Origin of the sequence: Streptomonospora sp. PA3, assembly GCF_009728995.1 — a bacterium.
Taxonomy (GTDB): Bacteria; Actinomycetota; Actinomycetes; order Streptosporangiales; family Streptosporangiaceae; genus Streptomonospora.
Window position 1 is genome coordinate 55,404 of record NZ_VTZW01000022.1, and the last position, 23,666, is coordinate 79,069.

Here is a 23,666-nt window from a genome sequence, read left to right on the forward strand (position 1 = left end):
AGGATTTGCGCGCGATGAGCAGGACGGCAAGGGCCACGGCCTCGGTGACACGGCTCCCCCTCTACACCCTCGACCTGGCGAGGCGGTACTGGGCGCCGCTGCTGTGCGTGTATGTGATCGGCACGTTCCTGCACGACATGATGATGCGCGGCGTCGTGCGGCTGTCGGCGATCGACCAGAACGTGGGCCTGATCGGCATGACCCTGGTCGTGCTCACCCAGCTCACCGTCACCATCGTGATGTTCCACATGCTCCGGCCCGGCCTGCCGGCGGTGGACCGCGAACTCGCCGCCAAGGGTTCAGGGGTCTCCGAGCGCGAGCGGCGCTGGGTCGACGCCGTCGCTATGGCGATCCTGCCCTTCCTCATCTTCTACAACGCCTGGGGCCGCTTCGCCGAGGAGTTCCGCCAGTACAACATCGAGCTGATCAACCAGCGGGGACTCGAAGGCTTCGTGGAGGTCAACGAGATCAACGCCCTCGGTCTTCCGCTGGCCATCGCGCTGGTCTCGTTCCTGGTGCGGGTGCTGTGCGAGCGGTTCTACACGCGCACCGACAGCAAGATCCTCGGAATCCTCACCGCCCTGTTCGAGGCCAACTGGATGTTCTTCGGCCTCTTCTCGATCATGCAGGTCTACGGCAACATCAAGACCTGGTTGGGCCAGCGCCAGGCCTGGTACGTGTTCGAGAACGGCATTCTGGAGTTCATGCGCAACCTGGGCAGCGCCACCTCGCTGCCCATCGAACAGGGCTACCTCGCGGCGCTGGACCTGCTCGGGCAGCTGCTGACGCATCTGCGCGACGGCCTCTTCGAGCCGCTGCTGTGGCTGACCATCGCCGCGGTGATCTTCGGCGCCGAGATGGACCGCCACGACGCGTTCTTCCGCAAGGGCACCCGCGCGGCGAGGATCGAGGGCGCGCTGGTCTCCCCCAGCAACAGCCTCCTGCGCAACGCGGGCAGGCTCATGCGGCGCAGCGCGCAGGACCGGTGGATGCCCTTCATCAACGCCTTCCGGTTCATCCTGCGCGCCAGCCCGGTGTTCTACCTGGGCTTCTGCCTCTACTACGTGCTGCTGGACGTCGCCTTCGCCTGGCTGGAGCGGGGCGTCTTCGTCGCCGTGGGGCCCCACGACTTCCTGGGCTGGTGGTGGCCGTGGCTGACGCCCGTCAACTTCCTGGTGGAGGCCCTGCACGAGCTGGTGCGCGTGTGCCTGCTGGCGGCGACCTTCGAGGTGACCCTGCGCAGCCTGAGCGCGGCGAGCACGGGACGCCGCGCGCGCACGCCCGGCCGCGCCCACGCCTGAGCGGCCCGGCCCGCTGCCGGCGGCGGGCCGTCGGGGCTTGCGCCGCTACTCCTGCTCGAACCGCAGCGATCGGGGGACGGGATCGCCCTTGGCGGGCGCCTTGGTGGGCACGGCGATCTCGAAGGCCAGGGAGTCGACGGCGTCGTCGGGGACCACGAAACTGAGCACCACGCCGACGTCCTCGCCCGCGGGCAGCGGCTTGCCGTTGTCGTCGGTGCACCCGTAGGCGACCGAGACGGTGCCCTCCAGGTCGGGCCGCATCGAGTAGGACGTCGTGGGCCGCCACCAGCGCCCTTGGTCGTCGACCGCGCGGAACTTGCAGTCGGTGAGGCGCTTGCGTGAGGCGCCCTCGCCCGGAGTCAGCTTGAACACGGCGTCGACCAGGTGGGTGCCTTCAGGCGGCGGCGCGGAGCCGTTCAGTTCGTCGACCAGTGTGCCGCGCAGCTCCCAGCTGCTGCCCACCAGTTCGGTGGGCTCTTCGGGCCCCGCCACCGCGACCGGTTCCGGCGTCATGGCGCCCTGGTCCAGCATCGCCTCGCGCTCCATCCACCAGGGCACCCCGAGGGCGGCCGGGAGCGCCACCGCCAGCACGGCGATCGACGGCAGGTGGGCGCGCTTCCACAGCGGTAGCGCCCGCCGGGCCCGCTGACCGCCTTGAGGCCCCGGCGGCGGAGGGAACGGCTGCTGCGGTTGCGGAGGGGGACCCGGCGGCGGTGCGAACGCCGGGCTGCCGGGCGGCGGCGGACCGAAGGGGCCGGGCCCGCCCGGTGCACCCGCCGGGCCGCCCGCCGGGTGGGGCCGGTGGGCGCCGGGAGGCGGCGCAGGAGGCCCCTGCGGCCCGTGGTGGCCGGGCGGGGGAGGCGGCCCTTGGGGCGCCTGCGGCCCAGGGGGACCTTGCGGCCCGGGCTGTTGTGGGGGCCCTTGCGGGGCGTAGCCGCCCGGTCGGGGAGGCTGCGGCTGCCGGGGGCCCTGCTGGCCGGGCGCAGGCGCCGAGGGCGGCGGAGCGGGGTGGCCGCGGCCGGGCGCGGGCTGCTGCCAGTCCGCCGGCGGGGGCCGGTGCCCCCCGGTGGGCTGCTGCCGGGCAGGGGACGGAGTCTGCTGTCCCCCCGTGGGCTGCGGTCCCTGCGGGTCGGGCTGCCGGCCGGCGGACGGGGGCGTGGGCGCCCCGGAGGACTGGGGCCGTCCCTGCGGCGCGGGCGGCTGCCCCGCGGGTGGGCCCTGGTGTCCCGCGGGCGGCCGATACCCCCCGGCGGGCTGCTGTCCGGTGGGCGGGATGTGCCCGCCCCCGCTGGGCTGGGGCCCCTGCGGGGCGGGACGCTGGTCGGCAGGCGGCCGCTGCTGTTCCGACCCCTGCTGCTGCCTTGTGGGCTGCCGCCCCGGAGCCGGGGGCTCCTGTTCACGATTGCGGGGCTGCTCCTCGGCGGAGGGCTGGTGTTCCGCAGGCGAAGGCTGCTGCCCGGCGGGCGGCCGCTGACCCGCAGGCGGCTGCCGGTCCTCGGCGGAGCGCTCTCCGCGGCGGGGGTCGTCAGGATGCATGTGCGGCGCTTCCTACGGCGTCTGGGCGGGGGCGGGAACGGCGATGCTCTGCTCCGGGTCCGCGAGGAGCCGGTCGAGTTCGGCGCCGCTCAGCCCCAGATCGATGTCGGCGCGGGCGCTCAACCGGTCGTCGAGCGACTCGCGCGCGTTCACCTGCAGCGTGGGGTCCTTGAGCCGGTCCTCGGGCACCTCGAACACCAGCATGCCGGTGACGGGGATCCCCGGATCGAGCGTGGCGCCGAAGCCTCCCGCCAGGCCGTTGCTCAGCCAGCCGGTGGTGGAGTAGACGTAGCCGTCGCTCATGACCAGTTCGGCGTCGGTGTTCAGCAGCGGGGCCCGGGTGGCGGTGATCTCGACGGTGGCGACCACCCACACTCCGTTGGCCTCGATGGGCCCCGAGGTACCGAGCCCGTCCTCGTCGGACACCGCCTCGGCGACGCGGACCTTCTCGGCGGTGATGGTGAACTGGCGGGCGTCGACGGGTTCGCCCATCTCGCCGGAGTAGGCGATGGGCTGGGTCGCCAGCGTTTCGTCGGGCACCAGCGACTGCGCCACCACGATCATGGTGATCAGGGTGAGGGTCGCGAACACCGTCAGTGCGCTGCGGGCGAAGGGGGAGGACACGGCCGGTTCACCCCTGTCCGAGCGGGAAGGCGACCTCGGCCGCTGTCTCGTCCGTGGTCTTCCAGCTCTTGGACTGGTCGGTGAAGCCCGGCGCGAACTCCATCTCGCTGAAGGCGAGGGTCACCTCGTCCTCCTTCTCGGCGAGCGGCGCCACGTCCTCGGGGGTCTCCATCAGGGTCTCCAGGTCGATGCCGCCGCCCTCGACCTGTTCGCCGCCGAGTCCGGCCAGCGGGTTGTCGGAGTTCTGCTCCTGCTGCTTCTTCTTGTCCTCGGCCTCGGCCTTGCGCAGCGACCAGGTCAGCAGGACCTCCTCGCGCATGCCCGGCTGGATCTCGAAGACCAGGCCGCCGGGGTGGCGGGTGTATGTGACGGACAGGACGGCGGCGTCGATCGCGCCCGAGGGGAAGGAGACCTGGATCGCCTGGTCGAGCGCGCTGACCTGGATGGGCTTGGTGTCGTTGGAGACGAGGTCGGCGCGCACCTGCAGCGCCGTGAGCCCGGCGTCGTCCTTGACGAACTCGGCCTTGTGCGGGGTCAGGGTGTACATCGCGGTGCGGACCTCGGTGCCCGGCTTGAGCCGCGGCGTGACATCGGCCCTGGCCAGGCCTCCGGCAGCCCAGAGCGCGAGGGTGGCGGCGCCGAGCACGGCGGCGGCCACCAGCACGATGGCTACCCGCCCGAGCGTGCTCTGGGGCAGGAGGCCGCCTGGTTGGTCCGCGGGGTCCGGAGCGTGGTGTGCCACGGGCAGGAAGTCTAGAGGGAAGGACCCGCTTCGTGCCCTTTCGCGGCCTGATGAGGACAGATTCTCGGGTGTCGGGAACCGCAGAGGGGGAACGGGCCGTCGTTGCGCGGCCTCGGTGAAAGCGTTCGACCGGCCGTAAGAGAACTGAAAGCGCGGTGCAAGACGCTCGGCCTAGGCTGAAACCACGTTCAGTCGGACCGGCACCCGCAGGAGGACGGCCTGCGGGCGCCGGCCGGGTTCGTTCCGGAGCCGGTGGGCGCGGCCGGCCGACGGGCGGCGGGGGCGGCCGCCGCAGCGGCACCGCGCCCGGGCCGGCCCTCCTCCGCGACCGCTCACGTGACCGAAGGAGTGCCATGACCCCTACGCTTCTCGCGGACGTTCACGGCGTCGAGGCGGAGTTCGCGGTTATCGCGGCCCGGATCGGCCCGGCGGTGACGGCCAGGATCGACCCGTTCTCCGAGCCGGACTACGAGCGGTTCGAGGACGAGGACGAGGACGGGGCCGTCGACGAGGACGACCCGGCGATCGACTGGCCGTGATGCGGCCGCGAGCGCTCCGCTGACACTCCAATCCCCTGCAGGAATCGAGGACTGCCCCATGAACCACGCAACGGTCGAGCACCCGGCCTTCGTCGAGGCGGAGTTCGCGGCCATCACCGCACGGTTGGGCCTGGAGCCCGCCGCCAGGCTGGAGCCGTTCTCCGAGCCCGACCCGGAGCAGGAGGCCGAGCCGGGTTCCGAGAACGCACCCGCCGAAAAGGAGGCGGAGTCTCCGGAGAAGGAGACCGACAAGGAGCGGCGCTGAGCCGCTCCGGCCGCTGAGGGCGGTTTCTCGCGCCGCCCGTGGGCACCGTGCTGCGGAGAGGGGAGCACGGTGCCCACCGCCCTCGCTTCCCCTCTGCAGCGCGAACGGCCTTGCTAGAGTGCTGTTCGTGAATTTCGGCGTGCTCGGCCCCATATCGGCGTGGTCGAACGACGGGGAACCGGTCTCCGTCGGTGGTCCGCGGCAGCGATGTGTACTGGGCACCCTCCTTGTCGAACTCGGCAAGGAAGTCACGGTCGACCGGCTGATCGAATACCTGTGGGACGACGATCCGCCGCGCACCGCGCGCTCGGTGATCCAGGTGCAGATCTCGCACCTGCGCCGGTCCTTTCCCGACGTCATCAAGACGACCGCCGGCGGCTATCTGGCCGCGATCGAGGCGGACAAGGTCGACCTGCACCGCTTCCGCGGCCTCGTCGCCCGGGCCAAGACCGCCGAGGACCCCGCCGAGGAGGCCGTCCTCTGGGACGAGGCGCTGGCCTGCTGGCGGGGGCAGCCCTTCTCCGGAACCGGCTCCGAGCACCTGGGCAACGCCGTCGTGCGCCCGCTGCTGGAAGAGCGGTGGAACGCCTGGACCTCGTGGGTGCAGTGCGCGTTCGCGCTGCACCGCTACACCGAGATCATCACCCGCGTCACCCCTCTGGTGCGCGAGGACCCGCTGCGCGAGCGGCTCCAGTACTTCCTGATCGCGGCGCTGTACCGCAGCGGGCAGCGGGCCTCCGCGCTGGCCGCGTTCCAGGAGTGCCGCGAGTACCTGGCCGAGGAGCTCGGCGTCGATCCCAGCCCCGAGGTCATGGAGCTGCACGGGCAGATCCTCCGCGACACCGAGTCCAACGCCGGGCGGATCATCGGCGCCGCCGGCTCCGCGGCCGCCGAGGAGTCCGCGGCGGCCGCGCCGGGGATCCAGGACCAGCGGCCGCGCGACTTCATCGCCCGCAACGACCTCCCGCGCGACATCCCCGACTTCACCGGCCGCGAGAAGGACCTGGAGCGCCTGCTCGCGCTGGGCACGCGCGACGAGGGGCGGGCCGAGATCGCCGTCATCACCGGTCTGGGCGGGGCGGGCAAGACCACGCTGGCCGTCCACGGCGCGCACCGGCTGGCCGACCGGTTCCCCGACGGGCTGCTGTTCATCGACCTCTACGGCTACACGGTCGAGCAGGAGCCGGTCACTCCCGCTTCGGCGCTGGGCAGCCTGCTGCGCGCGATCGGCGTCCAGCCCGATGCGGTTCCCGACTCCGTCGAGGAGCGGGCGGCCCTGTGGCGCGCGAGCCTGGCGGGCCGGCGCGTGCTGATCGTGCTCGACAACGTGGCCAACTTCGCGCAGATCAGCCCCCTGCTGGCGGCCGCGCCGGGATCGTTCACCCTGGTCACCTCCCGCCAGGACCTGCCGGGCCTGAGCGGGGCGCATTACATCTCACTGGGCAAGCTCAGCGAGGACTCGGCGCTGCGCCTGTTCGCCACCGTCCTGGGCCCAGACCGCGTCGAGCAGGAGCCCGCGACGGCGCGCGAGGTGGTCCGGCTGTGCGGAGGGCTTCCGCTGGCGCTGCGCATCGTCGCGGGCCGCATGCTCAGCCGGCCGCGCTGGACCTTCGAGCACGTCAAGCAGCGCCTCAGCGAACACCACCGGATGTTCCGCGAACTGCGGATCGAGGGGCACAGCGTCGAGGCCGTCTTCGAGCTGTCCTACCAGAGCCTGAACGAGGAGCAGCGCCGGGCCTTCCTGATCCTCGGCGTCATGATCGGCGGCACGGTCGACCTGCACGGCGCGGCCGCCCTGCTCGACTGCGATCCGCCCGAGGCCGACGACCTGCTCCAGGAGCTGGTCAGTGTGTGCCTGTTCGAAGAACCCAGCGTCGATTTGTACCGGTTCCACGACCTGCTCGGCTCCTACGCGCGGGAGAAGGCCGGTACGGACCTCGCCGCGGGCGAGGCCGAGGCGGCGCGGCGGCGGCTCGCCGACCACTACCTGGACATGGCCAACCGCGCGGCCGACATGATGGGACCGCGCGGCCACCACTACGAGATCGACCGGCGCAGCTCCTCCCGCTACGAGACCACGCTCGCCGACCACGCGCAGGCCACCGCGTGGTTCGAGCGGCACCAGGACAACCTCGCCTCGGCCGTGGACTTCTACGCCGGCGTGGGCCTGGACGAGCAGGCATGGCAGCTTGCCGACTCGTTATGGCGGCACTACGCCAACCACGGCCAGACCGAGCTGATGATGTCGACCCAGGAGAAGGCCCTGGCGGCGAGCAGGGCCAACGGCAACGTGCGCGGCAGCGCGGCCACCCTCATCGGCCTGGGGATCGCGCACTGCCTGGCCGGCCGCTTCGCGCACTCGCTGGAGTTGCTGAACGAGGCGCGCGACCTGCTTGAGACGATCGACGACGAGCGCGGCCAGGCGCGGGTCTACTCCAGCCTGAGCATGGTCTACGACCGGACCGGCCGCTACCACGACGCGCTCTCCTGCGCGTGGAAGGTCTTCGAGTACGCGGTGGCGTCGGGGGACCGGTCGCTGGAGGGAGTGCAGCGGGCCAACCTGGGGGCGATGTACCAGGTCCTCGGCGACTACGAGAAGGCCCTGGAGTTCTGTGAGTCGGCCCTGAAGATCAAGAGCGAGGACGGTCAGTACGAGACCTCGGCCCAGGTGCTGCGCGTGCTGGGCGAGGTCAACGCCCAGCAGGGCAACGCCGACCAGGCCTCCTTCTACCTGTCCGAGGCGCTGAAGCTCGCCCAGCTCATCGGGTCGCAGCGCGACGAGATCTACATCCGCAACAGCATGGCGGTGGCCCTGCGCCGCAGCGGCGATCTGGAAGCGGCGATCGAGTCCCACAAGGCCGCCCTGCAACTGGGCGAGGACGTGGGACAGCACAGCGCCGACGCCGAGATCCTCTCCGACCTCGGAGTCGCCTACGCCGAGCACGGTGATTGGCCCCAGGCCCAGCGCATCCAGGAGCAGGCGCTGGAGCTGGCCCGCAGCCGCGACGAGCGCCACACCGAGGGCCGGGCGCTGATGCGGCTCGGACTGCTGCCGTGCGAGGCGCTCCCCGACGACCAGCGCGTGACCTACCTGGCGAGCGCAGCCCGGCTCTTCGCCGACCTGGGCGCCCCCGAAGCCCAGGAAGCGCAGGCGGAGCTGGAGAGGCTCGTCTGACCCCTGGACGCGGTCCCCACAGGCGGTCCGAGCCCGCCGGTTTCACGGGAAACAGCCGGTGAGTCCGGTGGCGAAGGAGCGAAGGCTCGGCACCGAGGGCGCGAAGGCCCCGCACCGGCGGGGCCCGTGCCGCCTGAGCGGCACGGCGCCCACCACCGGCCGGGGCCTTCCCGTCCGTCCGTGGAACGGCCGCCGGTCTAGGATCCGCCCGGAGGCGGAGGCGGGCCGGCGGAGTTCCACCGCCCGTCCGCGACGGCGGCGCCGAGGTCGGGCGGCGCCTCCTCACGGTGCTGCGGGCACAGGTGGCCGCCTGTCACACGCGCCCGCACGCAGCGGGGCGCGGCGCAGCGGTGTTCTCCCAGTCGTGAGCGGAAGGTGCGGATGTGGGTGGTGCAATGGTGCTCGGCGGGCTCGGTGAGCTCGATGCAGTCGCCCACCGAGCACACCCGGGACCCGTTGAGCCACCGCGACAGGCGGACCCACCACGGGACGGCGGACAAGGGATCGGGAACGGGGACAGGGCTCTCGGCTCCCATACGTCCAACGTGCGCGTCGCCTCGGCCCCCGGCAACCCCGGCGACCGCTCCCGGCCGTTTTCTCTAGAGAGGTTTGCCCACCCCGATCCCCCGGCACCCCGCCCCACACCCCTCACCCCGCCACCCCCGCCCCACCCGGCAAAGCGTGTGCGACCACGCCCGCACGTCCGCTAGACTGTGCAGCGGCGCAACCGGGGTGTAGCGCAGCTTGGCAGCGCGCTTCGTTCGGGACGAAGAGGTCGTGGGTTCAAATCCCGCCACCCCGACCACATAGTTACAGGTCAAGGGCCTGATCACGAAGACTCGTGATCAGGCCCTTGGTCGTTTGACCGTGATCTGACCGTGGAACTGGGCACGATCAGGCGGCCGTGACCGTTCAGATCCGGCCCTTGGCGGCCGTCACCGGTCATCGCCGGTAGCCCGCAACCGTCGCAGCAGGTCTGCCGTCGAGACGCGGTACTGCTCTCCGATGCGGATGACGTGGCACGGGAACTCGCCTTGACGGGCGAGTTCGTACGCCTTGGTGCGCCCGATGCCGAGCATCCGGGCGGCCGTCATCAGTTCGTGAGCGCCGGCCATGGCAGGGATGTCCTCCTCCGCGACGCGGGCGGCCTGAAGCCGCATCGGAGCCCGCGAGCCCCAACACGGACACGGCCCACCCCGCGCAAGGCCGGATTCGCGTGGGCGGCGGGCTCAGGTGACGGTGGCGGCGATGGGGTCTTCGGCGGTGACGTGGACGGCGGCCGCCCCTTGCGTCGGCAGCAGGTTCACCGAGGCCCCGGCGGGTACGCCGCGGCCGGCAAGGACGTCGTCGACGGTGCTCGGGGCCGAGCCGTCCCAGGGGTAGCTGGTCAGCGCCACCGGTGCGGAAGGGTCCGCGGTCCAGTCGAGGACCAGCAACGCGGAGGCGGTGGCCGCGGCTTGGCGGTGCGCGCCCTCGTCCGGACGGGGGAGCTCGACGGTGCGGACCGGTTCCCCGTCGGGACGAGTCAGCGTGAAGCCGGTTTCCCGGCCGAGGAGCAGGCCCCCTCCGGGGACGGCCGTCCACGCGGCGCGGCTGTAGGCCCCGGAGGTCAGGGTTGCCCACGCAGCCGGATCCTGCACGGTGACGCGGTCGGAGTTCCACTCCGGCGCCTCTTTGCTCCAGCTCCCCTTGTGCAGCTCCTCGCCGGTGGCCGCGTCGAGGACGAAGAAGCGGCCGGACTCGGGTTCGTAGCGGTAGAGCCGAGAGCCGTCGGTGGAGCCCGAGAGGAGTCCGGCCTGGTCGTAGCCGCCTTCCGCCGCGTGGGTCCACAGTAGCTCTCCGGTGGCGGCGGCGAAGGCGTGCACGATCACCGTGTCCGCCTCCCGCGCGCGCTCCCCTCCGCCGACGCAGTCCGTCGCGGCATAGACGCGACGGTCCGTGACGACGAGATCGGACACCGCGTCCATGTTGAGCGAGGTGTCGAGGACGCAGTCCGCTGACCCGTCGAACTCCCACAGGGGCGCTCCCGACGAGGTGCCGCGTACCAGGAACCCGCCTCGCTCATCGTCGGTCTCGACCGTCACGTCCTCCCCCGCGACGGGGCGATCCGCTCCGGCGGCGGCCAGCCCGTGGCCGTACAGGTGCCCGTGGCCGGCCGAGGCGTGCAGTAGCTCGCCGGTGGCGGCGTCGAGGGTGGCCCGCGTGGTGCGCGGAGAGGGGCCCACCTGGGGCGATCGGAAGAAGAGGACCACGACCTTCCCGAAGTCCGGTGAAACGCGGGCCGACGCGAACGAGCCGAGCAGGCGGTAGCGCCACCGCTCCTCTCCACTACGGGGGTCGACCGCCACGACCCCGTCCGGCAGCAGGACGAGGAACCCGGCGGCGATCGGCTGCACGCTGTCCGCTTCGGCGGGCAGGTCCAGCTGGCGAAGGTGCGGCCCGAAACCCCCGGGCGAACCCGCGGCGGCCGGATCTCCGCCGGCGGTGGTGTGCTGGAGCGCGGGAAGGAGCCGGTGCGCGGCTTCTTCGGTCCGAGCGCCGATCACGGTGAACAGCAGAACGACAACGGCGAGCCCGGCGGCCCGCGCGGGCGGGCCCGGCGTGTCGAAGCCGTAGAGCCGCGGCATCGCGGCCACCGCCGCCGCGAACTGGACCGCGGCCGCCGCGACGGCGGCGAGCGTGCCCGCCAGCAGGAGGTAGCGGTCCCCGGCGGCGAACTCCGTGTAGCCGTACGAGTGGGCGGCCGCCAGCGCCGCGGTGAGGGCGGCGGCAGCGGCCGCGGCCCACGCGAGGAACGTCCAGGTGCCGCCGTCGGGGTCGGGCGCGCGGCGCGCGAGGTGGCCGTGGGCGGCCAGCAGCGCCGAGGCGGTGAGCGCACCGCACGCCACGTAGACGGGGACGCGCGTACCCGGGACGGCGCCCGCGGCGAACACGAGGTCGACCGCCACGAGGACCGGGCCCGCGAGGCATCCGGCCAGGACGAACCGCCTCCGGATTCCACCCATGGTGCACCCCTCCGCCCCGCCGAGCAGGGGGAGCGGGGCGCTCACATCCTATGGGCGCACGAGCCTCCGGCGGCCGGGAGACGAGGACGCGGATCGCACTGCGGCGGCCCGCTAGACGACCGCGTGGCCGTGGGCCTCGTGGAACGGGTGCAGGTCGGGTTCGCCGTACTTGGCCAGGAGGGCTTTGAACCGGAGCTCCTTGTCGGCACCGAAGCGGCGCAGGCGGGTGGCGATCGTGTCGGGCGAGACGAGGACCGGCGGGCCGGCCTTGGAGTGGAACTTGTCGGCGAACATGACGAGTTCCTCCTCGGGGGATTCCGCGACGTAGTCGCCCGGCGGGATGGGCAGGGCCTGCTCTCGTATGTCCTGGCGGGTGATGCCCATGCCCGTGTGGCAGGAGCAGAAGCGGCCCAGTACGTCCGGGTAGCCCTGCTCGGCGAGGAGGTCGCGGCCGAGGACGCCGTGGCGCACATAGCGCTCGTGGTCCAGGCGGCCGGAGCGGTCGTAGAGGCGGTAGACGCCGATGTCGTGCAGCAGGCTGCCGGCGCGTACGAGATCCGGGTCGGCCGCCGCCGGACGGCGCTCCAGCAGTTGGGCGGCGATCCCCGCGACGATGGTGCAGTGGGTGTGCACGAGGTCGAAGGCCTCGCGCGTCGGTGCGTGCTCCGCGTGCAGATCGCGGATCTCGGTGTCGCTGGGTACCCGCATGCCCTCGACCTTAGCGACCAGGCGAGACCGGCCCGACCGCGCGCCGGCCTGTGCGCATGGCACCGGATGTGGATGTGTACCGTTCGCGTTCCGCACGCGGAGCGGTCGGTTCGAGGGCTGTCGGCACGGGCGGGCGGCCCCTCCTGGACCCGCGGGCCCGCGGGCCCACGGTCCCGCGGGCCCGACCGCCGGGGGCCGCGGGATCAGACCGTCTTCATCATTCCGCCGTCGATCCGGTAGTCCGCCCCGGTGATGCTCGCGGCACGCGTCGACGCCAGGAACAGGGCGATGTCGGCGACCTCGTGCGGTTCGGTCATCCTGCCCACGGTCATGGCCATGCTCTCCGGCAGCACCCGGTCCACCAGGTCGTCCACCGTGGTGCCCGCCTCGGCGGCGAGGAACCCGGCCATGCCGTCCCGGTCGTCCATCCACATCGGCGTGCGCACCGGTCCGGGGGAGACGGTGTTCACCCGGATCCCGCTGGGCGCCAGCTCCTCGGCCAGGGAGCGGCCGAGGTTGGTCAGCGCCGCCTTGGCCGCGCTGTAGTGCATGATCATCGGTGCCGGCCGGCTGGCGTTGACCGAGCTGATGTTGACGATCGCGGCGCCTTCGCGCCCGGCCATCGCCGGGACGGCCGCGCGCGTCGTGCGCACCACGGAGAAGAGGTTGACGTCGAAGATCCACCGCCAGGCGGCGTCCCCGGTCCCGGTGATGCCGTCGGCGGGCTCGACCGCACCGACGTTGTTGATCAGTACGTCGACGCCGCCGTGCAGGTCGGCCGCCGCGGCGACGAGGCGCTCCGGCCCCTCCGCCGAGGCGAGGTCGGCGTTGACGACGTCCAGGGTGCCCGACTCCCGCGCTTCGGCGAGCTCGGGGGTCGTGGTGCGGCTGCCGGCGACGACCCGCGCGCCCTCGGCGACGAACTCCCGGGTGATGGCGAGCCCGATGCCCTTGCTGGCTCCCGTGACGACGACGACCTTGTCCTTGAGGTTGAGATCCATACTCGAAATGCTCGCCGCCGGCCGCCGCCGGTGCTGGCGGGAATCCGACGGCGAATTCGCCCCCGCACCTCGCGCGCCGAGAGACGAACACGTCCTTCATGGGGTTCGCCGGGCGCTCCCGGGTATACGGGACAGCATGGGAGTCCTACGCAAACAGCTTCAACGCCTGCTCGCAGCCCCGTACGTCATCGACTCCGTGGAGACGCTGCGCGACCCGCACCCGCGGGCCGAAGCGCTCGCGCCCACGGTCAGTCGGGTCCACACCTACTGTCCCTGGATCCCCGACAACCCCGTCCTGGTGGTGCGGGTCCAGGCCGCGGCCGGTGTCGGGGCGGGGACCATGCTGCTGCTCGGCAAGGGCACCCGCCTGGCCAGCCTGGTGCTGGCCGCGCAGGCCGTTCCGTCGCTGGTGGCCGCGGCCCAGGGCAAGGGCTGGGACGCGGCCGGGCGCGACGCCGCGGTCAAGGACATCGGCCTGCTCGGCGCACTCGTGCTGACGGCCACCGAGCCGCGGCGCCGACCGCCCAAGGTCGTCTACGAAGCCCGCTACGCGGCGCGCGACGTCCGCAGGTCGGCCTCGCGGGCCGGCAAGGCCGCCGGCCGCAAGGCGCGCGACGCGAAGTCCAAGCTGCCGCCCGTCGGACACTAGATCGCCCGTCGGGCACTAGATCCGGCGCCGCCCGTGCGCCGACCCCGGGCGGCCGGAGCGCGCCGGCCTCGCGGTGCGGCGGACATCGCCGCACCCGGGTCGGCCCGGCGGCCGGGACGGCGCCAAAGGGCGCATCCCGCGCGGCACGCCCGGCGCGGTGTCCGAAACCTTCAAGACGGCGACGGCAGCCTCGTCTAGCGTCGACGGCATGACAGCAGCATTCAGCGCGGTAGGGATCGTGGCCGCCGACATGGGCGCGTCGCTGGAGTTCTACCGCCGCATCGGAGTCGACATCCCGGACGGATCCGACGGCCTGCCGCACGTCGAGGCGAAGCTTCCCGGCGGACTGCGGATCATGTGGGACACCGAGGAGACCGTGAAGTCGTTCGCCCCCGACTGGCAGCGCGCGCCCGGAGGCGGGGTCGCCCTGGCGTTCGACTGCGGCAGCGCCGAGGGGGTCGACCGCCTCTACGCCGAGCTGACCGCGGTCGGCTATACCGGGCACCGCGAGCCCTGGAACGCCGTCTGGGGCCAGCGCTACGCCGTGATCCTCGACCCCGACGGCAACTGGGTGGACCTCTTCGCGCCGCTGGAGTGAGGGGCCAGCACGCTCAACGGCGCGCCGGCCAGTTCCCTGACCTCGCGGGCGAGGTGGGCCTGGTCGGCGTAGCCGTTCGCGGCGGCCACCGCGGCGAAGGGCGTGCCCGCCCGGGCGGCCGCCAGCGCCCGGTGGAACCGCAGAATCCGGCCCAGCAGCTTGGGCCCGTAGCCGAACGCGACCAGGCTCCTGCGGTGCAGCCGGCGCGGTCCCAGCCCAGTCTCGCGGGCGACGCGGTCCACCGACGCGCCCGCGTCAAGCAGTGCGGCCGCCGCCGCCATCACCGGATCGGCGCCGCGTTCCAGCCGCCTCAGCGCCGCACGCTCCAGCGGGGCTCCCGGGTCCGCGGCCAGGGCCGCCTGCTCGGCGAGCCGCCGGACCTCGCCCGCCGGCCACACGTCCTCCAGCGCCACGCGCCGGTCGCGCACCTCGTTTGCCGCCACGCCCAGGACCGCGGGACCCAGGCCCGGACGCAGCCGCAGCCCCACGAACGCGCGCTCCGGTCCCCACTCGGCGAAGTGGGCCGCGGTGTCGGGCCCCGCCACGAGCACGCGGGCGCCGTCCCAGAGCAGGTCCATGCACCCGTCCGGTACCACCCGGTGCGTCTGGGCGGCATCGGCGGTGCCGGTCCACACCACACCGCCCGCCGCCGAATCCCGCTCCCGGTACATGACCCCATTCTCCTCCCGGCGCGACGTCGCAGGCCGGCGGCCCTCGCCGTGGCGGGAGCCGGTACCGCGGAGGTGCGGAGGGGCCGCGCAGCGGCGGCCCGGCGCAGCCCTAGTCCCGGGCCTCCAGGTCGAGCAGGGACGCCTCCGGGCGGCAGCAGAAGCGGGCGGGAGCCGTGGGGGACGTGCCCAATCCGCCCGAGACGTGCAGCCAGGTGCCGGCGTAGCGGTGCAGGCCCCAGGCTCGGCGGCGGTCGATGCCGCAGTTGGTGACCACGGTGCCGTAGAACGGCAGGCACAGCTGGCCGCCGTGGGTGTGGCCGGCCAGCAGCAGCTGGTAGCCGTCGGCGGCGAAGTGGTTGAGGTTGGCCGGCTCGGGCGAGTGCAGGACGCCCACGCGCAGGTCGGCCTCCGCGTCGGCGGCGCCGGCGACGGTCTCGTAGCGGTCCAGGCCGATGTGGGAGTCGTGGACCCCCGCCAGCGCGATGTCGCGTCCGTCGGCCTTGACTTCGCCCTTGCGGTTGTTCAGATCCAGCCAGCCGCGCGCGGACATGGCCGCGCCCAGTTCGCGCCAGGGCAGGTCGGGCACCTTGCGCTTGGAGTAGTCCTCGCGGCTGCTGCGCCACAGGTAGCGGGCGGGGTTCTTGATCTGCGGCGAGTAGAGGTCGTTGGACCCGAACACGAACGCGCCCGGGCGGTCCAGCAGCGGGCCCAGGGCCGAGACGAACGGCTCGATCGCATCGGGGTGGGCGATGGAGTCGCCGGTGTTGACCACGAAGTCGGGGTCGTAGGCCTCCAGGCCGCGCAGCCACTCCAGCAGCATGCGCCGCCCCGGAGTGAGGTGGGTGTCGGAGATGTGCAGCACCCGCAGCCGCGGACTGCCCGGGTCCAGCAGCGGGATCCGGTAGTGGCGCAGCCGGAACCAGTTGCGCTCGATCACCGAGGCGTAGGCGATTCCCGCCAGCCCTGCGGCCCCCGTGATCGCGGCCGCACGACCGGCCGTCCGCAGGGTCCTCCGCAATGTCGTCACCGTCACCGCACCTCCCGACTTCCGATGGTGTCAGAGATCGGGACCGGATGCGCGCGCGTGCGCGCCCGCGCCCGCGCCGGGAACGCGCTCGCCGCCGCTTCGGCCCCGGCCGTATGATCACTGCCATGGCCGAACTCAAGGACCGCCTCCAAGCCGACCTCACCGCCGCGATGAAGGCGCGCGACGACGTCCGCACCCGTACCCTGCGCAGCGTGCTGACCGCCATCTCCACCGAGGAGGTCTCCGGGCAGGCGGCCCGCGAGCTCGGCGACGAGGACGTCGTCAGGGTCATCACGCGCGAGGCCAAGAAGCGCCGCGAGGCGGCCGCGGCCTTCGAGGAGGGCGGCCGCACCGATCAGGCCGCCGCGGAGCGGGCCGAAGGCGACGTGCTCGCCGACTACCTGCCCGCCCAACTCGGCGACGACGAGCTGCGCGACCTCGTGGCGGCCGTGATCGCCGAGACCGGGGCCGAGGGCCCCAAGGCCATGGGCCAGGTGATGAGGCAGGTGACTCCGCGCGTGGCCGGCCGCGCCGAGGGCGGCCGCATCGCCGCCGAGGTCAAGCGCCAGCTCACCGCGTAGGCCGCGCCCCGAAGGCCCGCGGAAAGGCCAGCCCGTCCCGTCCCCGCACGCCGAGGGGCGGCGGGCGATTCCTCGCCCGCCGCCCCTTGCGCGCCGGTGCCTAGTCGTCCCGGCCGCGGCCAGGTTCGTCCCCGCCCCAGCCGGGCGGGCCCCAGTCGCCGAAGGGGTCGCCTCCGTCGTCTCCGCCGCCGGCGCCGCCTCCGCCGCCGTTGCTGAGGAACACGTTGACGGTGGCGCCCTCGGGCAGCCCGGTCCCCGGTTCGGGGTTGACCGCCCCGACCGTGTCGGCCGGGTGCTCCGACCGCACCTGCGTGGAGGAGACGTTGGGCTGGAACCCGGCCGCCTCAAGCCGGCGGACCGCCTCGTCGGCCGTCATCCCCAGCACGTCGGGCACGCCGTCCTCGCCGGTGTTGGCGGCCGCGTCGGCGTTCTGCTCCTCGTCGTCGTTCTGCGGCGGCGGCCCCGAGGTGCTGCCGAACTTCGACGGCGGGGACGGGAAGTCCTTCGCGGACAGTTCGTCGGTGGCCTCCGTCATGGTCTGCTGCCAGATGGGGCCGGGGATCGTGGCGCCGTAGACGACGGAGTAGTACCTGCCGCCGAGGGTGACGTTGCGCAGCGGGTAGTTCTGCGGGCCGCGCGGGTCGCCGACGAACACCGTGCCGACGAGGTTGGGCGTGTAGCCGGCGAACCAGGCGCTCGCCGAACCGTCGGTGGTGCCGGTCTTGGCCGCCGCGGGCCGCCCGATCTCCAGTCCGGTGGTGGTGCCGCCCTTGAACGTCTGCTGGAGCAGGTAACTGACCCCGTCGGCGACGTCCTTGCTGATGACCCGCTCGCAGTTGCGCTTGACGTCGATGGTCTTGCCGGCGTGCTCGTCCACGATCTTGTCGATCGCCTGCGGCTCGCAGTAGACGCCGCGCGAGGCGAAGGTGGCGTAGGCCGTGGCCATGGTCAGCGGGGAGACCTCCTCGCTGCCCAGGGTGAAGGAGTTGTTGGCCTGGGTGCGCTCGTTGTCGAAGGAGGTGCCGTCGGCGCGGTGGACGCCGAGGGTTTCGGCCATCTCGATGACGTTGCACAGCCCCACATCGGCCTGCAGGCTCGCGAAGTAGGTGTTCACCGAGCCCTTGGTGCCGCTGACCATGTTGTTGGTGCTGCTGCCCTTGGTGTCGCCGGCGTTGCTGACGGTCCAGGGGGCCAGCCGCTCGCCCTGGCAGTTGCGCTGGCCGGTGATGGTCGTGGTGTTGCCGGTGCTGTAGGAGGTGCTGAACTCCTTGCCCTGCTTCAGCGCCGCCGCCAGGGTGAAGGGCTTGAACGTCGACCCGGCCTGGAAGCCGGTGCTGCCGCCGTGGTGGGCGTCGGCGGTGAAGTTGATCGAGGTCATGCCGAGTTTGGTCTCGTCAGGACCGTAGTTGCGGCTTTGGGCCATCGCCCGGATCTCACCGGTTCCCGGCTCCAGCAGCACCTCGGCGCCCACCTTGCGCGACTTGTTCTTGCGCGGCACCCACTCGTCGACCGCCTTCTGCGCGGCGTTCTGCATGTCGATGTCCAGCGTGGTGTGGATCTGCAGCCCCGCGGTGCGCAGCCAGCGGGCGCGCTCGGTCTCGGTCTCGCCGTAGCGGGGGTTCTGCTCGATCTCCTGGACCACGAAGTCGCAGAAGAACGGCTGCTTGCTGGGCATGCACCCGTTGCTCGGGCTGCTCACGTCCAAGCCGAGCTCGGTCGCCTTGGCCTCCTCGGCCTCGGCCTTGGTGATCTTGCCGGTCTCGGCCATGCGGTCCAGCACCACGTCGCGGCGGTGCTGGGCGGCGTCGGGGTTGAGGCGGGGGTTGTACAGGTAGGGGTAGCGCACCGTGCCCGCCAGCGTGGCCGCCTGGGGCAGGGTCAGCTCGTCGGCGCTCACGCCGAAGAAGTGCTGCGCGGCGGACTCGGCACCGTAGGCGCCGTCGCCGAAGTAGGCGATGTTCAGGTAGCCCTCGAGGATCTCGTCCTTGGACATCCGCTGTTCGAGGGCGATCGCGTAGCGCAGCTCGCGCACCTTGCGGCCGAGCGTGGTCTCGCGCGCCTCCTCCTGCTCGGCCTGGCTGTCGGCGCTCTCGACGAGGACGTTCTTCACGTACTGCTGGGTGATGGAGGAGCCGCCCTCGACGTTGCCGCTGATCGTGCGGATCGCGGCGCGGAAGGTGCCGGCGATGTCGATGCCGCCGTGCTCGTAGAACGAGGAGTCCTCGATGGCGATGATCGCATCGCGCATGACCGGCGCCATCTTGTCCAGCGCGACCACTTCGCGGTTCTGGTCGTAGATCTCGGCGATGACCTCGCCATCGCGGTCGTAGATGACCGACCGCTCAGGGGGAGGCGGGGTCTCCAGCTCGCTGGGCATGTTCAAGAACCCGGTGGCGACGTTGCGCGCGGTGATCCCCAGGCCGCCGACGGCGGGCAGCGCGAGCGCCGCAACAAGAACACCGGCGACCACGCCGACACCGACCAGTTGACCGATTTTCTGCAGCATTGTCCCCTGACCCACCCCCTAAGAGTACGTGTGAACCGCGATGGGCGGCGCCGCAAAGGTCCGGTGTTTCGGACGTATGGCGCACGGGCGGCATCGTGGTCGTTCTCCATTGTGGTGGCAATGTCGAGCACTCGAAACCGGCGGTCCCCAGGCCCCGCCGTGACCGATCCGATGAAGGCCGCCGAACGCAATGGCCCACCTGGACTAGATCCGATATGAGCCTGATGGGTTCTGGTGCAGCCCCGGCGCGAACCGTAGGTTCGTCCGCAGCACTAGCGAGGACACGCAGGGCTCCGATGCCGATGCGCTCCGCGACCGGGCTGCCCCTGCTTCGGTCCGCGGGCGCCGCGGACCCTCGCGCGCCCTTTGCCCCCGTCGCCTCGGGAGCCGGCGACCGCGCCCGCCGCCTCCTGTGACCGGGACGAGGACCAGCACGCATGCTGACTATGGGAGTGGGACACATGTGGATGCCGGGCTGGGCCGCCTACGGCCTGTGCCGCGAGACCGACCCCGACGCGCTCTTCGTTCAGGGAGCCGCGCAGAACCGGGCGAAGCTCATCTGCCGGGGCTGTCCCGTGCGCACCGAGTGCCTGGCCGATGCGCTGGACAACCGGATCGAGTTCGGGGTCTGGGGAGGGATGACCGAACGCGAGCGCCGGGCCCTGCTGCGTCGGCGGCCCGACGTCACCTCGTGGGCGGAGCTGCTGGAGAACGCCCGCCGCGAGTACCGCCGCCAGACCTCGCGCGGCCCCGCCGACCAGGGCGGTTCCCGCGTGGCGGCCCGGTAGGGGCCGGCCGGGCGGCGATGCGCACGGGATACCGCCGTGCGGCGCGTACGGCGCAACCGCACGGCGGTACCGTTCCGCTGCCCGCGCACCGGGGTCGCTAACCCCCGGGGATGCGGCGGATCTCAGCCTTCTCCAAGCGCACGGCCGATCTCGGCGAGCCCGACCAGGTCGTGCACGTCCTCGGGGCGGGCCGGCACCTCCGCGGCCGGAACCTCGGGATGCGCCGCGGCCAGGCGGTCCATCAGCCACTGCTCGCGGTCCTGCACCCGCGCCTGTTCGGCGTGCAGGCGCAGGGCCGCCGCGGCCAGAGCGTGGTCGCCGAGCCGGTCCAGCTCCGCCGCCGCGGCGGTCGCGGCCTGCTCCGGCAGGTCGGGCACGGCGGTGCGGTGCACCCGGTTCAGCACGATTCCGGCCAGCGGCATGCGGTCGTCGCGCAGCCGCTCGATGAAGAACTCCGCCTCCCGCAGCGCGTCGTCCTCGGGCGCGGCCACGACCACGAACCCCGTGCCGCGCTCCTGCAGCAGGCGGTAGGTGCGCTCGGCGCGCTCCTGGAACCCGCCGAAGACCGCGTCGAAGGCCGCCACGAAGCTCTGCACGTCCTTGAGCACCTGGGCGCCCACGATCTTGGCGATGACGCCGGTCACCATGCCCACACCGGCGCCCAGCACCCGGAACGCCCCCGTGGCGGGCGGCGCGCCCAGGATGCGGATGAGTCTGCTGTCGAGGAACCGGCCCAACCGCTCGGGGGCGTCCAGGAAGTCCAGAGCCGAGCGGCTCGGCGGAGTGTCGACGATGATCAGGTCCCAGTCGCCGGACTCGCGCAGTTGGCCCAGCTTCTCCATGGCCATGTACTCCTGCGTGCCGGAGAAGCTGGAGGACAGCGACTGATAGAACGGGTTGGCCAGGATCTGTCGCGCGCGCTCCGGATCGGCGTGGGCCTCGACGATCTCGTCGAACGTGCGCTTCATGTCCAGCATCATCGCGTGCAGACTGCCCGGCACCGCCCCTCGGCCGGTCTCGGGCAGCTCCACCGGGCGCGGCGTGTTGTCCAGCTCCCGCAGCCCCATCGACTGGGCGAGGCGGCGGGCCGGATCGACGGTGATGACCACGGCGTCGCGGCCGGCCTCGGCCGCGCGCACGCCCATCGCCGCGGCCGTCGTGGTCTTGCCGACCCCGCCGGCGCCGCAGCAGACGACGATGCGCGTACCGCGGTCGGCCAGCAGGCCGTCCACGTCGAAGCGCGCCGCCGCCCGCCCGCGGCCCTGTGCCGACTCGGCGCTCATACGCCCTGCTCCCGGAGGCGGCCGGCCAGCACGTGCAGCGCGTCGGGGCCCACGCCCCCGCTCAGCAGCGGAAGTTGGAGCCGGGGCAGGTCGAGGACGTCCAGGCGCGCGCGGATCGCGGACTCGCCCGCCACCCGCAGGGCGTGCTCGCCCACCTCCCGGGCCAGCCCGCGCGCCGTCTCCTCGGCGTCCTCGAAGCCCGCGGCCTTCAGTCCGCGCACGAGCGCGTCGGTGTCGAAACGGCCCTCGGCGACGGAACCCAGCACCGGATCGGGAAAGAACGGCGGCCGCACCATGTTGACGACGATCGAGCCGACGTTCAGCCCGGCCGCGCGGATCTCCCCGATCCCGTCGAGGGTCTCCTGGGCCGGCATCTCCTCCAGCACGGTCACGAAGTGCACGGCCGTCTGGGCCGAGCGGATGGTGGCCATGACCTTGTCGGCGTGGTGGCGGATGGGGCCGACCCGCGCCAGCCCCGCCACCTCGGCGTTGACGTTGAGGAACTGCGCGATCCGGCCGGTGGGCGGCGCGTCCATCACCACCGCGTCGTAGACGTGGCGCCCTGTGTCGGAGTCGCGGCTGCGCCGCCGCTCGCCCGTGCGGCGCCGCACCGCCTCGGTCGCCTTGCCCGTCAGCAGGACGTCGCGCATGCCCGGAGCGATGGTGGTCGCGAAGTCCACCGCGCCGAAGCGGGTGAGCACCTGCCCTGCCCGGCGCATCCCGTAGAACATCTCCAGGTACTCCAGCAGCGCCGACTCGGCGTCGGCTGCCAGGGCGCGCACCCGCCCGCCCTCGAAAGGCGCGGCGATCTCGCGCTCCTCGTAGGGCAGGGGGCCGGTGCCGAAGAGCCGGGCGACGCCCTGGCGCCCCTCGACCTCCACCAGCAGCACGGTCCGCCCGCCGGAGGCCAGGGCCAGCGCGAGGGATGCGGCCACGGTCGTCTTGCCGGTGCCCCCCTTGCCGGTGACGACGTGGAGCCGGACGGCGTCCCGGTCGCGATCGCGTGCACTCACTCCTCGGAGTTTATGTTCCCGGCCGCGGCCCCGGTGGCTGCGCACCCGGCCCGCGGCGCGCCGCGGGGATCGACGGGCGCGCGCCTGCGCGGCGGTGTCCGGTGAGTAGGGTGACGGCTATGACGAAGTGGGAGTACGCGACAGTGCCGCTGCTGTCGCACGCGACGAAGCAGATCCTGGACAACTGGGGAGAGGACGGCTGGGAGCTCGTCTCGGTCATCCCCGGCCCGTCGGTCGACGGCGACCCGCGCAACCAGCAGATGGTGGCCTACATGAAGCGGGAGAAGGAGTGATGGCCACTCCCGAGGAGAGGCTGGCCGGGCTCGGGCTGACCCTGCCCGAGGTGGTTCCGCCGGTGGCGGCCTACCAGCCGGCGGTGCGGACGGGCGACTACGTCTACGTGTCGGGCCAGGTTCCGATCGTCGGCGGCAAGCCCGCCGGCACCGGCAAGGTCGGCGCCGAGGTCACCCCCGAGCGGGCCAACGAGCTGGCCGCGGTGTGCGCGCTGAACGCGATCGCGGCGGTCAAGGCCGAGGTGGGCGAGCTCTCGCGGGTGCGCCGGGTGGTCAAGGTGGTCGGGTTCGTGGCCAGCGAGCCGTCCTTCACCGGGCAGCCGCAGGTGGTCAACGGGGCCAGCGAGCTGCTCGGCGAGGTATTCGGCGAGGCCGGCACGCACGCCCGCAGCGCCGTGGGCGTCGCGGCGCTGCCGCTGGACGTCCCCGTCGAGGTGGAGATGATCGTCGAGGCCGGCTGAGGCGCCGGCACCCAACGCGGTGGCGCTCGTTCGCCACGACCTACGGGAGGACGCCCTGCCATGACACGGGAGCACCCCCGCGGCGGAACCCGGGACACCGAGCCGCGCCCGGCCGCCACGGTGATGCTGCTGCACGAGGCCGGGGGCGGCGGGCTGGAGGTCTACCTGCTGCGGCGGACGGCCTCCATGAACTTCGCCCCCGGCATGCACGTCTTTCCCGGCGGCGGGGTGGACGAGCGCGACACCGACGACGCCATCGGGTGGGCGGGCCCGCCGCCGGCCGAGTGGGCGGACCGCCTGCAAACCGACGAACCGCTGGCGCGGGCGCTGGTCTGCGCCGCGGTCCGCGAGACCTTCGAGGAGTCGGGGGTGCTGCTGGCCGGCCCGCCCGCGGGCGGCGTGGTCGCCGACACCCGCGGCCCCGACTGGGAGGCCGACCGCAAGGCGCTGGTCGACCACTCCCTGTCGTTTACCGAATTGCTGCGCAGGCGCGGCCTGGTGCTGCGCAGCGACCTGCTGCGCGCCTGGTCGCGCTGGATCACCCCGCGCGGCGAGCGGCGGCGGTTCGACACGCGCTTCTTCGCCGCGGCTCTGCCCGAGGGCCAGCAGACCCGCGACGTCGGCGGCGAAGCCGACCGCGTCGCCTGGATGCGCCCCCGAGACGCCGTGGCGGCCTGGCGGCGCGGAGAGCTGGAGATGCTGCCGCCGACCGTCACCACCTGCGCCGAGCTGGCTGAATGCGGGTCGCTGGATGCGGTTCTGGCTGCCCGGCGCGAGATCGCCCCCATCGAGCCGGAGGCGCGTCTGGTCGGCGGCCGGACGCGCTTCGTCGTGCCCGAGGGGGTGCCCTATCCCCCGCGCTGAGCCACGGGCGAGCCCGCCCCCCACTACGCCGGCGCC

The 23,666-nt window shown here is 72.9% G+C and carries 24 protein-coding genes and 1 tRNA gene; 12 read left to right on the forward strand and 13 right to left on the reverse strand.

What is annotated here, in order from left to right; genetic code table 11:
* Nucleotides 1-14 precede the first annotated feature (14 nt).
* Complete coding sequence (locus FZ103_RS23510; protein ID WP_156004311.1) at nucleotides 15-1,301, forward strand: hypothetical protein; 1,287 nt, start codon at nucleotides 15-17, stop codon at nucleotides 1,299-1,301.
* 45 nt (nucleotides 1,302-1,346) lie between these two features.
* Here the strand turns inward: FZ103_RS23510 and FZ103_RS23515 are convergent, their stop codons facing one another.
* The 3 genes from FZ103_RS23515 to FZ103_RS23525 all read right to left on the reverse strand — a co-directional run bounded on the left by FZ103_RS23515 (nucleotide 1,347) and on the right by FZ103_RS23525 (nucleotide 4,203).
* Complete coding sequence (locus tag FZ103_RS23515) at nucleotides 1,347-1,883, reverse strand: hypothetical protein (protein WP_156004313.1); 537 nt, start codon at nucleotides 1,881-1,883, stop codon at nucleotides 1,347-1,349.
* 966 nt (nucleotides 1,884-2,849) lie between these two features.
* Nucleotides 2,850-3,461, reverse strand: a complete 612-nt coding sequence (locus FZ103_RS23520; RefSeq protein ID WP_156004315.1) for a DUF4352 domain-containing protein — start codon at nucleotides 3,459-3,461, stop codon at nucleotides 2,850-2,852.
* Nucleotides 3,462-3,468: 7 nt separating this feature from the next.
* The gene (locus tag FZ103_RS23525; protein ID WP_156004317.1) at nucleotides 3,469-4,203 is read right to left on the reverse strand and encodes a hypothetical protein; all 735 of its coding nucleotides are present in this window, start codon (nucleotides 4,201-4,203) and stop codon (nucleotides 3,469-3,471) included.
* A gap of 353 nt (nucleotides 4,204-4,556) precedes the next feature.
* Here FZ103_RS23525 and FZ103_RS23530 point away from each other — a divergent pair, with 353 nt between their 5' ends.
* From FZ103_RS23530 to FZ103_RS23540, 3 genes are all read left to right on the forward strand, one after another.
* Nucleotides 4,557-4,742, forward strand: a complete 186-nt coding sequence (locus FZ103_RS23530; protein ID WP_156004319.1) for a hypothetical protein — start codon at nucleotides 4,557-4,559, stop codon at nucleotides 4,740-4,742.
* 58 nt (nucleotides 4,743-4,800) lie between these two features.
* Nucleotides 4,801-5,007 (forward strand): hypothetical protein, encoded by a 207-nt coding sequence (locus tag FZ103_RS23535; RefSeq protein WP_156004321.1) that lies wholly within the window; start codon nucleotides 4,801-4,803, stop codon nucleotides 5,005-5,007.
* A 127-nt stretch (nucleotides 5,008-5,134) separates the two neighbouring features.
* On the forward strand, nucleotides 5,135-8,182 hold the full coding sequence (locus FZ103_RS23540; protein WP_343233676.1) for a BTAD domain-containing putative transcriptional regulator: 3,048 nt from the start codon (nucleotides 5,135-5,137) through the stop codon (nucleotides 8,180-8,182).
* A 197-nt stretch (nucleotides 8,183-8,379) separates the two neighbouring features.
* Here FZ103_RS23540 and FZ103_RS23545 read toward each other — a convergent pair whose 3' ends face one another.
* Complete coding sequence (locus FZ103_RS23545) at nucleotides 8,380-8,718, reverse strand: hypothetical protein (RefSeq protein WP_156004323.1); 339 nt, start codon at nucleotides 8,716-8,718, stop codon at nucleotides 8,380-8,382.
* Nucleotides 8,719-8,910: 192 nt separating this feature from the next.
* On the opposite strand from FZ103_RS23545, the gene FZ103_RS23550 reads away from it, so the two are divergent.
* Nucleotides 8,911-8,987, forward strand: a tRNA-Pro gene (locus tag FZ103_RS23550).
* Between the two features lie 130 nt (nucleotides 8,988-9,117).
* Here the strand turns inward: FZ103_RS23550 and FZ103_RS23555 are convergent.
* The 4 genes from FZ103_RS23555 to FZ103_RS23570 form a co-directional block, all read right to left on the reverse strand.
* Complete coding sequence (locus FZ103_RS23555) at nucleotides 9,118-9,297, reverse strand: helix-turn-helix domain-containing protein (RefSeq protein WP_222936843.1); 180 nt, start codon at nucleotides 9,295-9,297, stop codon at nucleotides 9,118-9,120.
* 114 nt (nucleotides 9,298-9,411) lie between these two features.
* The gene (locus tag FZ103_RS23560; RefSeq protein ID WP_156004327.1) at nucleotides 9,412-11,187 is read right to left on the reverse strand and encodes a PQQ-binding-like beta-propeller repeat protein; all 1,776 of its coding nucleotides are present in this window, start codon (nucleotides 11,185-11,187) and stop codon (nucleotides 9,412-9,414) included.
* Between the two features lie 111 nt (nucleotides 11,188-11,298).
* Nucleotides 11,299-11,895, reverse strand: coding sequence for an HD domain-containing protein (locus tag FZ103_RS23565; protein WP_156004329.1), 597 nt, complete (start codon nucleotides 11,893-11,895; stop codon nucleotides 11,299-11,301).
* 203 nt (nucleotides 11,896-12,098) lie between these two features.
* The gene (locus FZ103_RS23570; protein WP_156004331.1) at nucleotides 12,099-12,896 is read right to left on the reverse strand and encodes an SDR family NAD(P)-dependent oxidoreductase; all 798 of its coding nucleotides are present in this window, start codon (nucleotides 12,894-12,896) and stop codon (nucleotides 12,099-12,101) included.
* A gap of 136 nt (nucleotides 12,897-13,032) precedes the next feature.
* On the opposite strand from FZ103_RS23570, the gene FZ103_RS23575 reads away from it, so the two are divergent.
* Together FZ103_RS23575 and FZ103_RS23580 are read left to right on the forward strand one after the other, a co-directional pair.
* Nucleotides 13,033-13,545: a DoxX family protein gene (locus tag FZ103_RS23575; RefSeq protein WP_186356769.1), complete on the forward strand. Its 513-nt coding sequence runs from the start codon at nucleotides 13,033-13,035 to the stop codon at nucleotides 13,543-13,545.
* Nucleotides 13,546-13,753: 208 nt separating this feature from the next.
* On the forward strand, nucleotides 13,754-14,143 hold the full coding sequence (locus FZ103_RS23580) for a VOC family protein (protein ID WP_156004335.1): 390 nt from the start codon (nucleotides 13,754-13,756) through the stop codon (nucleotides 14,141-14,143).
* Here the strand turns inward: FZ103_RS23580 and FZ103_RS23585 are convergent.
* Nucleotides 14,083-14,814: a helix-turn-helix domain-containing protein gene (locus FZ103_RS23585; protein ID WP_156004337.1), complete on the reverse strand. Its 732-nt coding sequence runs from the start codon at nucleotides 14,812-14,814 to the stop codon at nucleotides 14,083-14,085. The two genes, FZ103_RS23580 and FZ103_RS23585, sit on opposite strands and share 61 nt — an antisense overlap.
* 109 nt (nucleotides 14,815-14,923) lie before the next feature.
* On the reverse strand, nucleotides 14,924-15,841 hold the full coding sequence (locus FZ103_RS23590) for a metallophosphoesterase (protein ID WP_186356770.1): 918 nt from the start codon (nucleotides 15,839-15,841) through the stop codon (nucleotides 14,924-14,926).
* Nucleotides 15,842-15,966: 125 nt separating this feature from the next.
* Here FZ103_RS23590 and FZ103_RS23595 point away from each other — a divergent pair, with 125 nt between their 5' ends.
* Complete coding sequence (locus FZ103_RS23595; RefSeq protein ID WP_156004339.1) at nucleotides 15,967-16,422, forward strand: GatB/YqeY domain-containing protein; 456 nt, start codon at nucleotides 15,967-15,969, stop codon at nucleotides 16,420-16,422.
* A gap of 100 nt (nucleotides 16,423-16,522) precedes the next feature.
* On the opposite strand, the gene FZ103_RS23600 is transcribed toward FZ103_RS23595, so the two are convergent.
* Complete coding sequence (locus FZ103_RS23600) at nucleotides 16,523-18,928, reverse strand: penicillin-binding protein (RefSeq protein ID WP_156004382.1); 2,406 nt, start codon at nucleotides 18,926-18,928, stop codon at nucleotides 16,523-16,525.
* A gap of 461 nt (nucleotides 18,929-19,389) precedes the next feature.
* Here FZ103_RS23600 and FZ103_RS23605 point away from each other — a divergent pair, with 461 nt between their 5' ends.
* Nucleotides 19,390-19,716, forward strand: coding sequence for a WhiB family transcriptional regulator (locus tag FZ103_RS23605; protein ID WP_156004384.1), 327 nt, complete (start codon nucleotides 19,390-19,392; stop codon nucleotides 19,714-19,716).
* Between the two features lie 122 nt (nucleotides 19,717-19,838).
* Here FZ103_RS23605 and FZ103_RS23610 read toward each other — a convergent pair whose 3' ends face one another.
* On the reverse strand, nucleotides 19,839-20,999 hold the full coding sequence (locus tag FZ103_RS23610; protein ID WP_156004341.1) for an ArsA family ATPase: 1,161 nt from the start codon (nucleotides 20,997-20,999) through the stop codon (nucleotides 19,839-19,841).
* A complete protein-coding gene (locus FZ103_RS23615; RefSeq protein WP_186356771.1) occupies nucleotides 20,996-22,012 on the reverse strand; it encodes an ArsA-related P-loop ATPase in 1,017 nt (338 codons plus the stop codon). Before FZ103_RS23615 ends, FZ103_RS23610 begins: the two co-directional genes overlap by 4 nt.
* A gap of 119 nt (nucleotides 22,013-22,131) precedes the next feature.
* Between FZ103_RS23615 and FZ103_RS23620 the strand changes: the two genes are divergently transcribed.
* The 3 genes from FZ103_RS23620 to FZ103_RS23630 are packed head-to-tail and all read left to right on the forward strand — an operon-like array spanning nucleotide 22,132 to nucleotide 23,630.
* Nucleotides 22,132-22,305, forward strand: a complete 174-nt coding sequence (locus FZ103_RS23620) for a DUF4177 domain-containing protein (protein ID WP_156004343.1) — start codon at nucleotides 22,132-22,134, stop codon at nucleotides 22,303-22,305.
* Nucleotides 22,305-22,766, forward strand: a complete 462-nt coding sequence (locus tag FZ103_RS23625; protein WP_156004345.1) for a RidA family protein — start codon at nucleotides 22,305-22,307, stop codon at nucleotides 22,764-22,766. The genes FZ103_RS23620 and FZ103_RS23625 overlap by 1 nt, the downstream gene beginning before the upstream one ends.
* A 60-nt stretch (nucleotides 22,767-22,826) precedes the next feature.
* Complete coding sequence (locus FZ103_RS23630; protein WP_156004347.1) at nucleotides 22,827-23,630, forward strand: NUDIX domain-containing protein; 804 nt, start codon at nucleotides 22,827-22,829, stop codon at nucleotides 23,628-23,630.
* The last annotated feature ends 36 nt before the right edge of the window (nucleotides 23,631-23,666 follow it).

Excerpts from the sequence above, each read along its gene's own strand:
- FZ103_RS23510 (WP_156004311.1), top strand. The coding sequence starts at position 15 with ATGAGCAGGACGGCAAGGGCCACGGCCTCGGTGACACGGCTCCCCCTC.
- FZ103_RS23530 (WP_156004319.1), top strand. The coding sequence starts at position 4,557 with ATGACCCCTACGCTTCTCGCGGACGTTCACGGCGTCGAGGCGGAGTTC.
- FZ103_RS23535 (WP_156004321.1), top strand. The coding sequence starts at position 4,801 with ATGAACCACGCAACGGTCGAGCACCCGGCCTTCGTCGAGGCGGAGTTC.
- FZ103_RS23545 (WP_156004323.1), bottom strand. The coding sequence starts at position 8,718 with ATGGGAGCCGAGAGCCCTGTCCCCGTTCCCGATCCCTTGTCCGCCGTC.
- FZ103_RS23555 (WP_222936843.1), bottom strand. The coding sequence starts at position 9,297 with ATGGCCGGCGCTCACGAACTGATGACGGCCGCCCGGATGCTCGGCATC.
- FZ103_RS23560 (WP_156004327.1), bottom strand. The coding sequence starts at position 11,187 with ATGGGTGGAATCCGGAGGCGGTTCGTCCTGGCCGGATGCCTCGCGGGC.
- FZ103_RS23565 (WP_156004329.1), bottom strand. The coding sequence starts at position 11,895 with ATGCGGGTACCCAGCGACACCGAGATCCGCGATCTGCACGCGGAGCAC.
- FZ103_RS23570 (WP_156004331.1), bottom strand. The coding sequence starts at position 12,896 with ATGGATCTCAACCTCAAGGACAAGGTCGTCGTCGTCACGGGAGCCAGC.
- FZ103_RS23575 (WP_186356769.1), top strand. The coding sequence starts at position 13,033 with ATGGGAGTCCTACGCAAACAGCTTCAACGCCTGCTCGCAGCCCCGTAC.
- FZ103_RS23580 (WP_156004335.1), top strand. The coding sequence starts at position 13,754 with ATGACAGCAGCATTCAGCGCGGTAGGGATCGTGGCCGCCGACATGGGC.
- FZ103_RS23585 (WP_156004337.1), bottom strand. The coding sequence starts at position 14,814 with ATGTACCGGGAGCGGGATTCGGCGGCGGGCGGTGTGGTGTGGACCGGC.
- FZ103_RS23595 (WP_156004339.1), top strand. The coding sequence starts at position 15,967 with ATGGCCGAACTCAAGGACCGCCTCCAAGCCGACCTCACCGCCGCGATG.
- FZ103_RS23600 (WP_156004382.1), bottom strand. The coding sequence starts at position 18,928 with ATGCTGCAGAAAATCGGTCAACTGGTCGGTGTCGGCGTGGTCGCCGGT.
- FZ103_RS23605 (WP_156004384.1), top strand. The coding sequence starts at position 19,390 with ATGTGGATGCCGGGCTGGGCCGCCTACGGCCTGTGCCGCGAGACCGAC.
- FZ103_RS23610 (WP_156004341.1), bottom strand. The coding sequence starts at position 20,999 with ATGAGCGCCGAGTCGGCACAGGGCCGCGGGCGGGCGGCGGCGCGCTTC.
- FZ103_RS23620 (WP_156004343.1), top strand. The coding sequence starts at position 22,132 with ATGACGAAGTGGGAGTACGCGACAGTGCCGCTGCTGTCGCACGCGACG.
- FZ103_RS23625 (WP_156004345.1), top strand. The coding sequence starts at position 22,305 with ATGGCCACTCCCGAGGAGAGGCTGGCCGGGCTCGGGCTGACCCTGCCC.
- FZ103_RS23630 (WP_156004347.1), top strand. The coding sequence starts at position 22,827 with ATGACACGGGAGCACCCCCGCGGCGGAACCCGGGACACCGAGCCGCGC.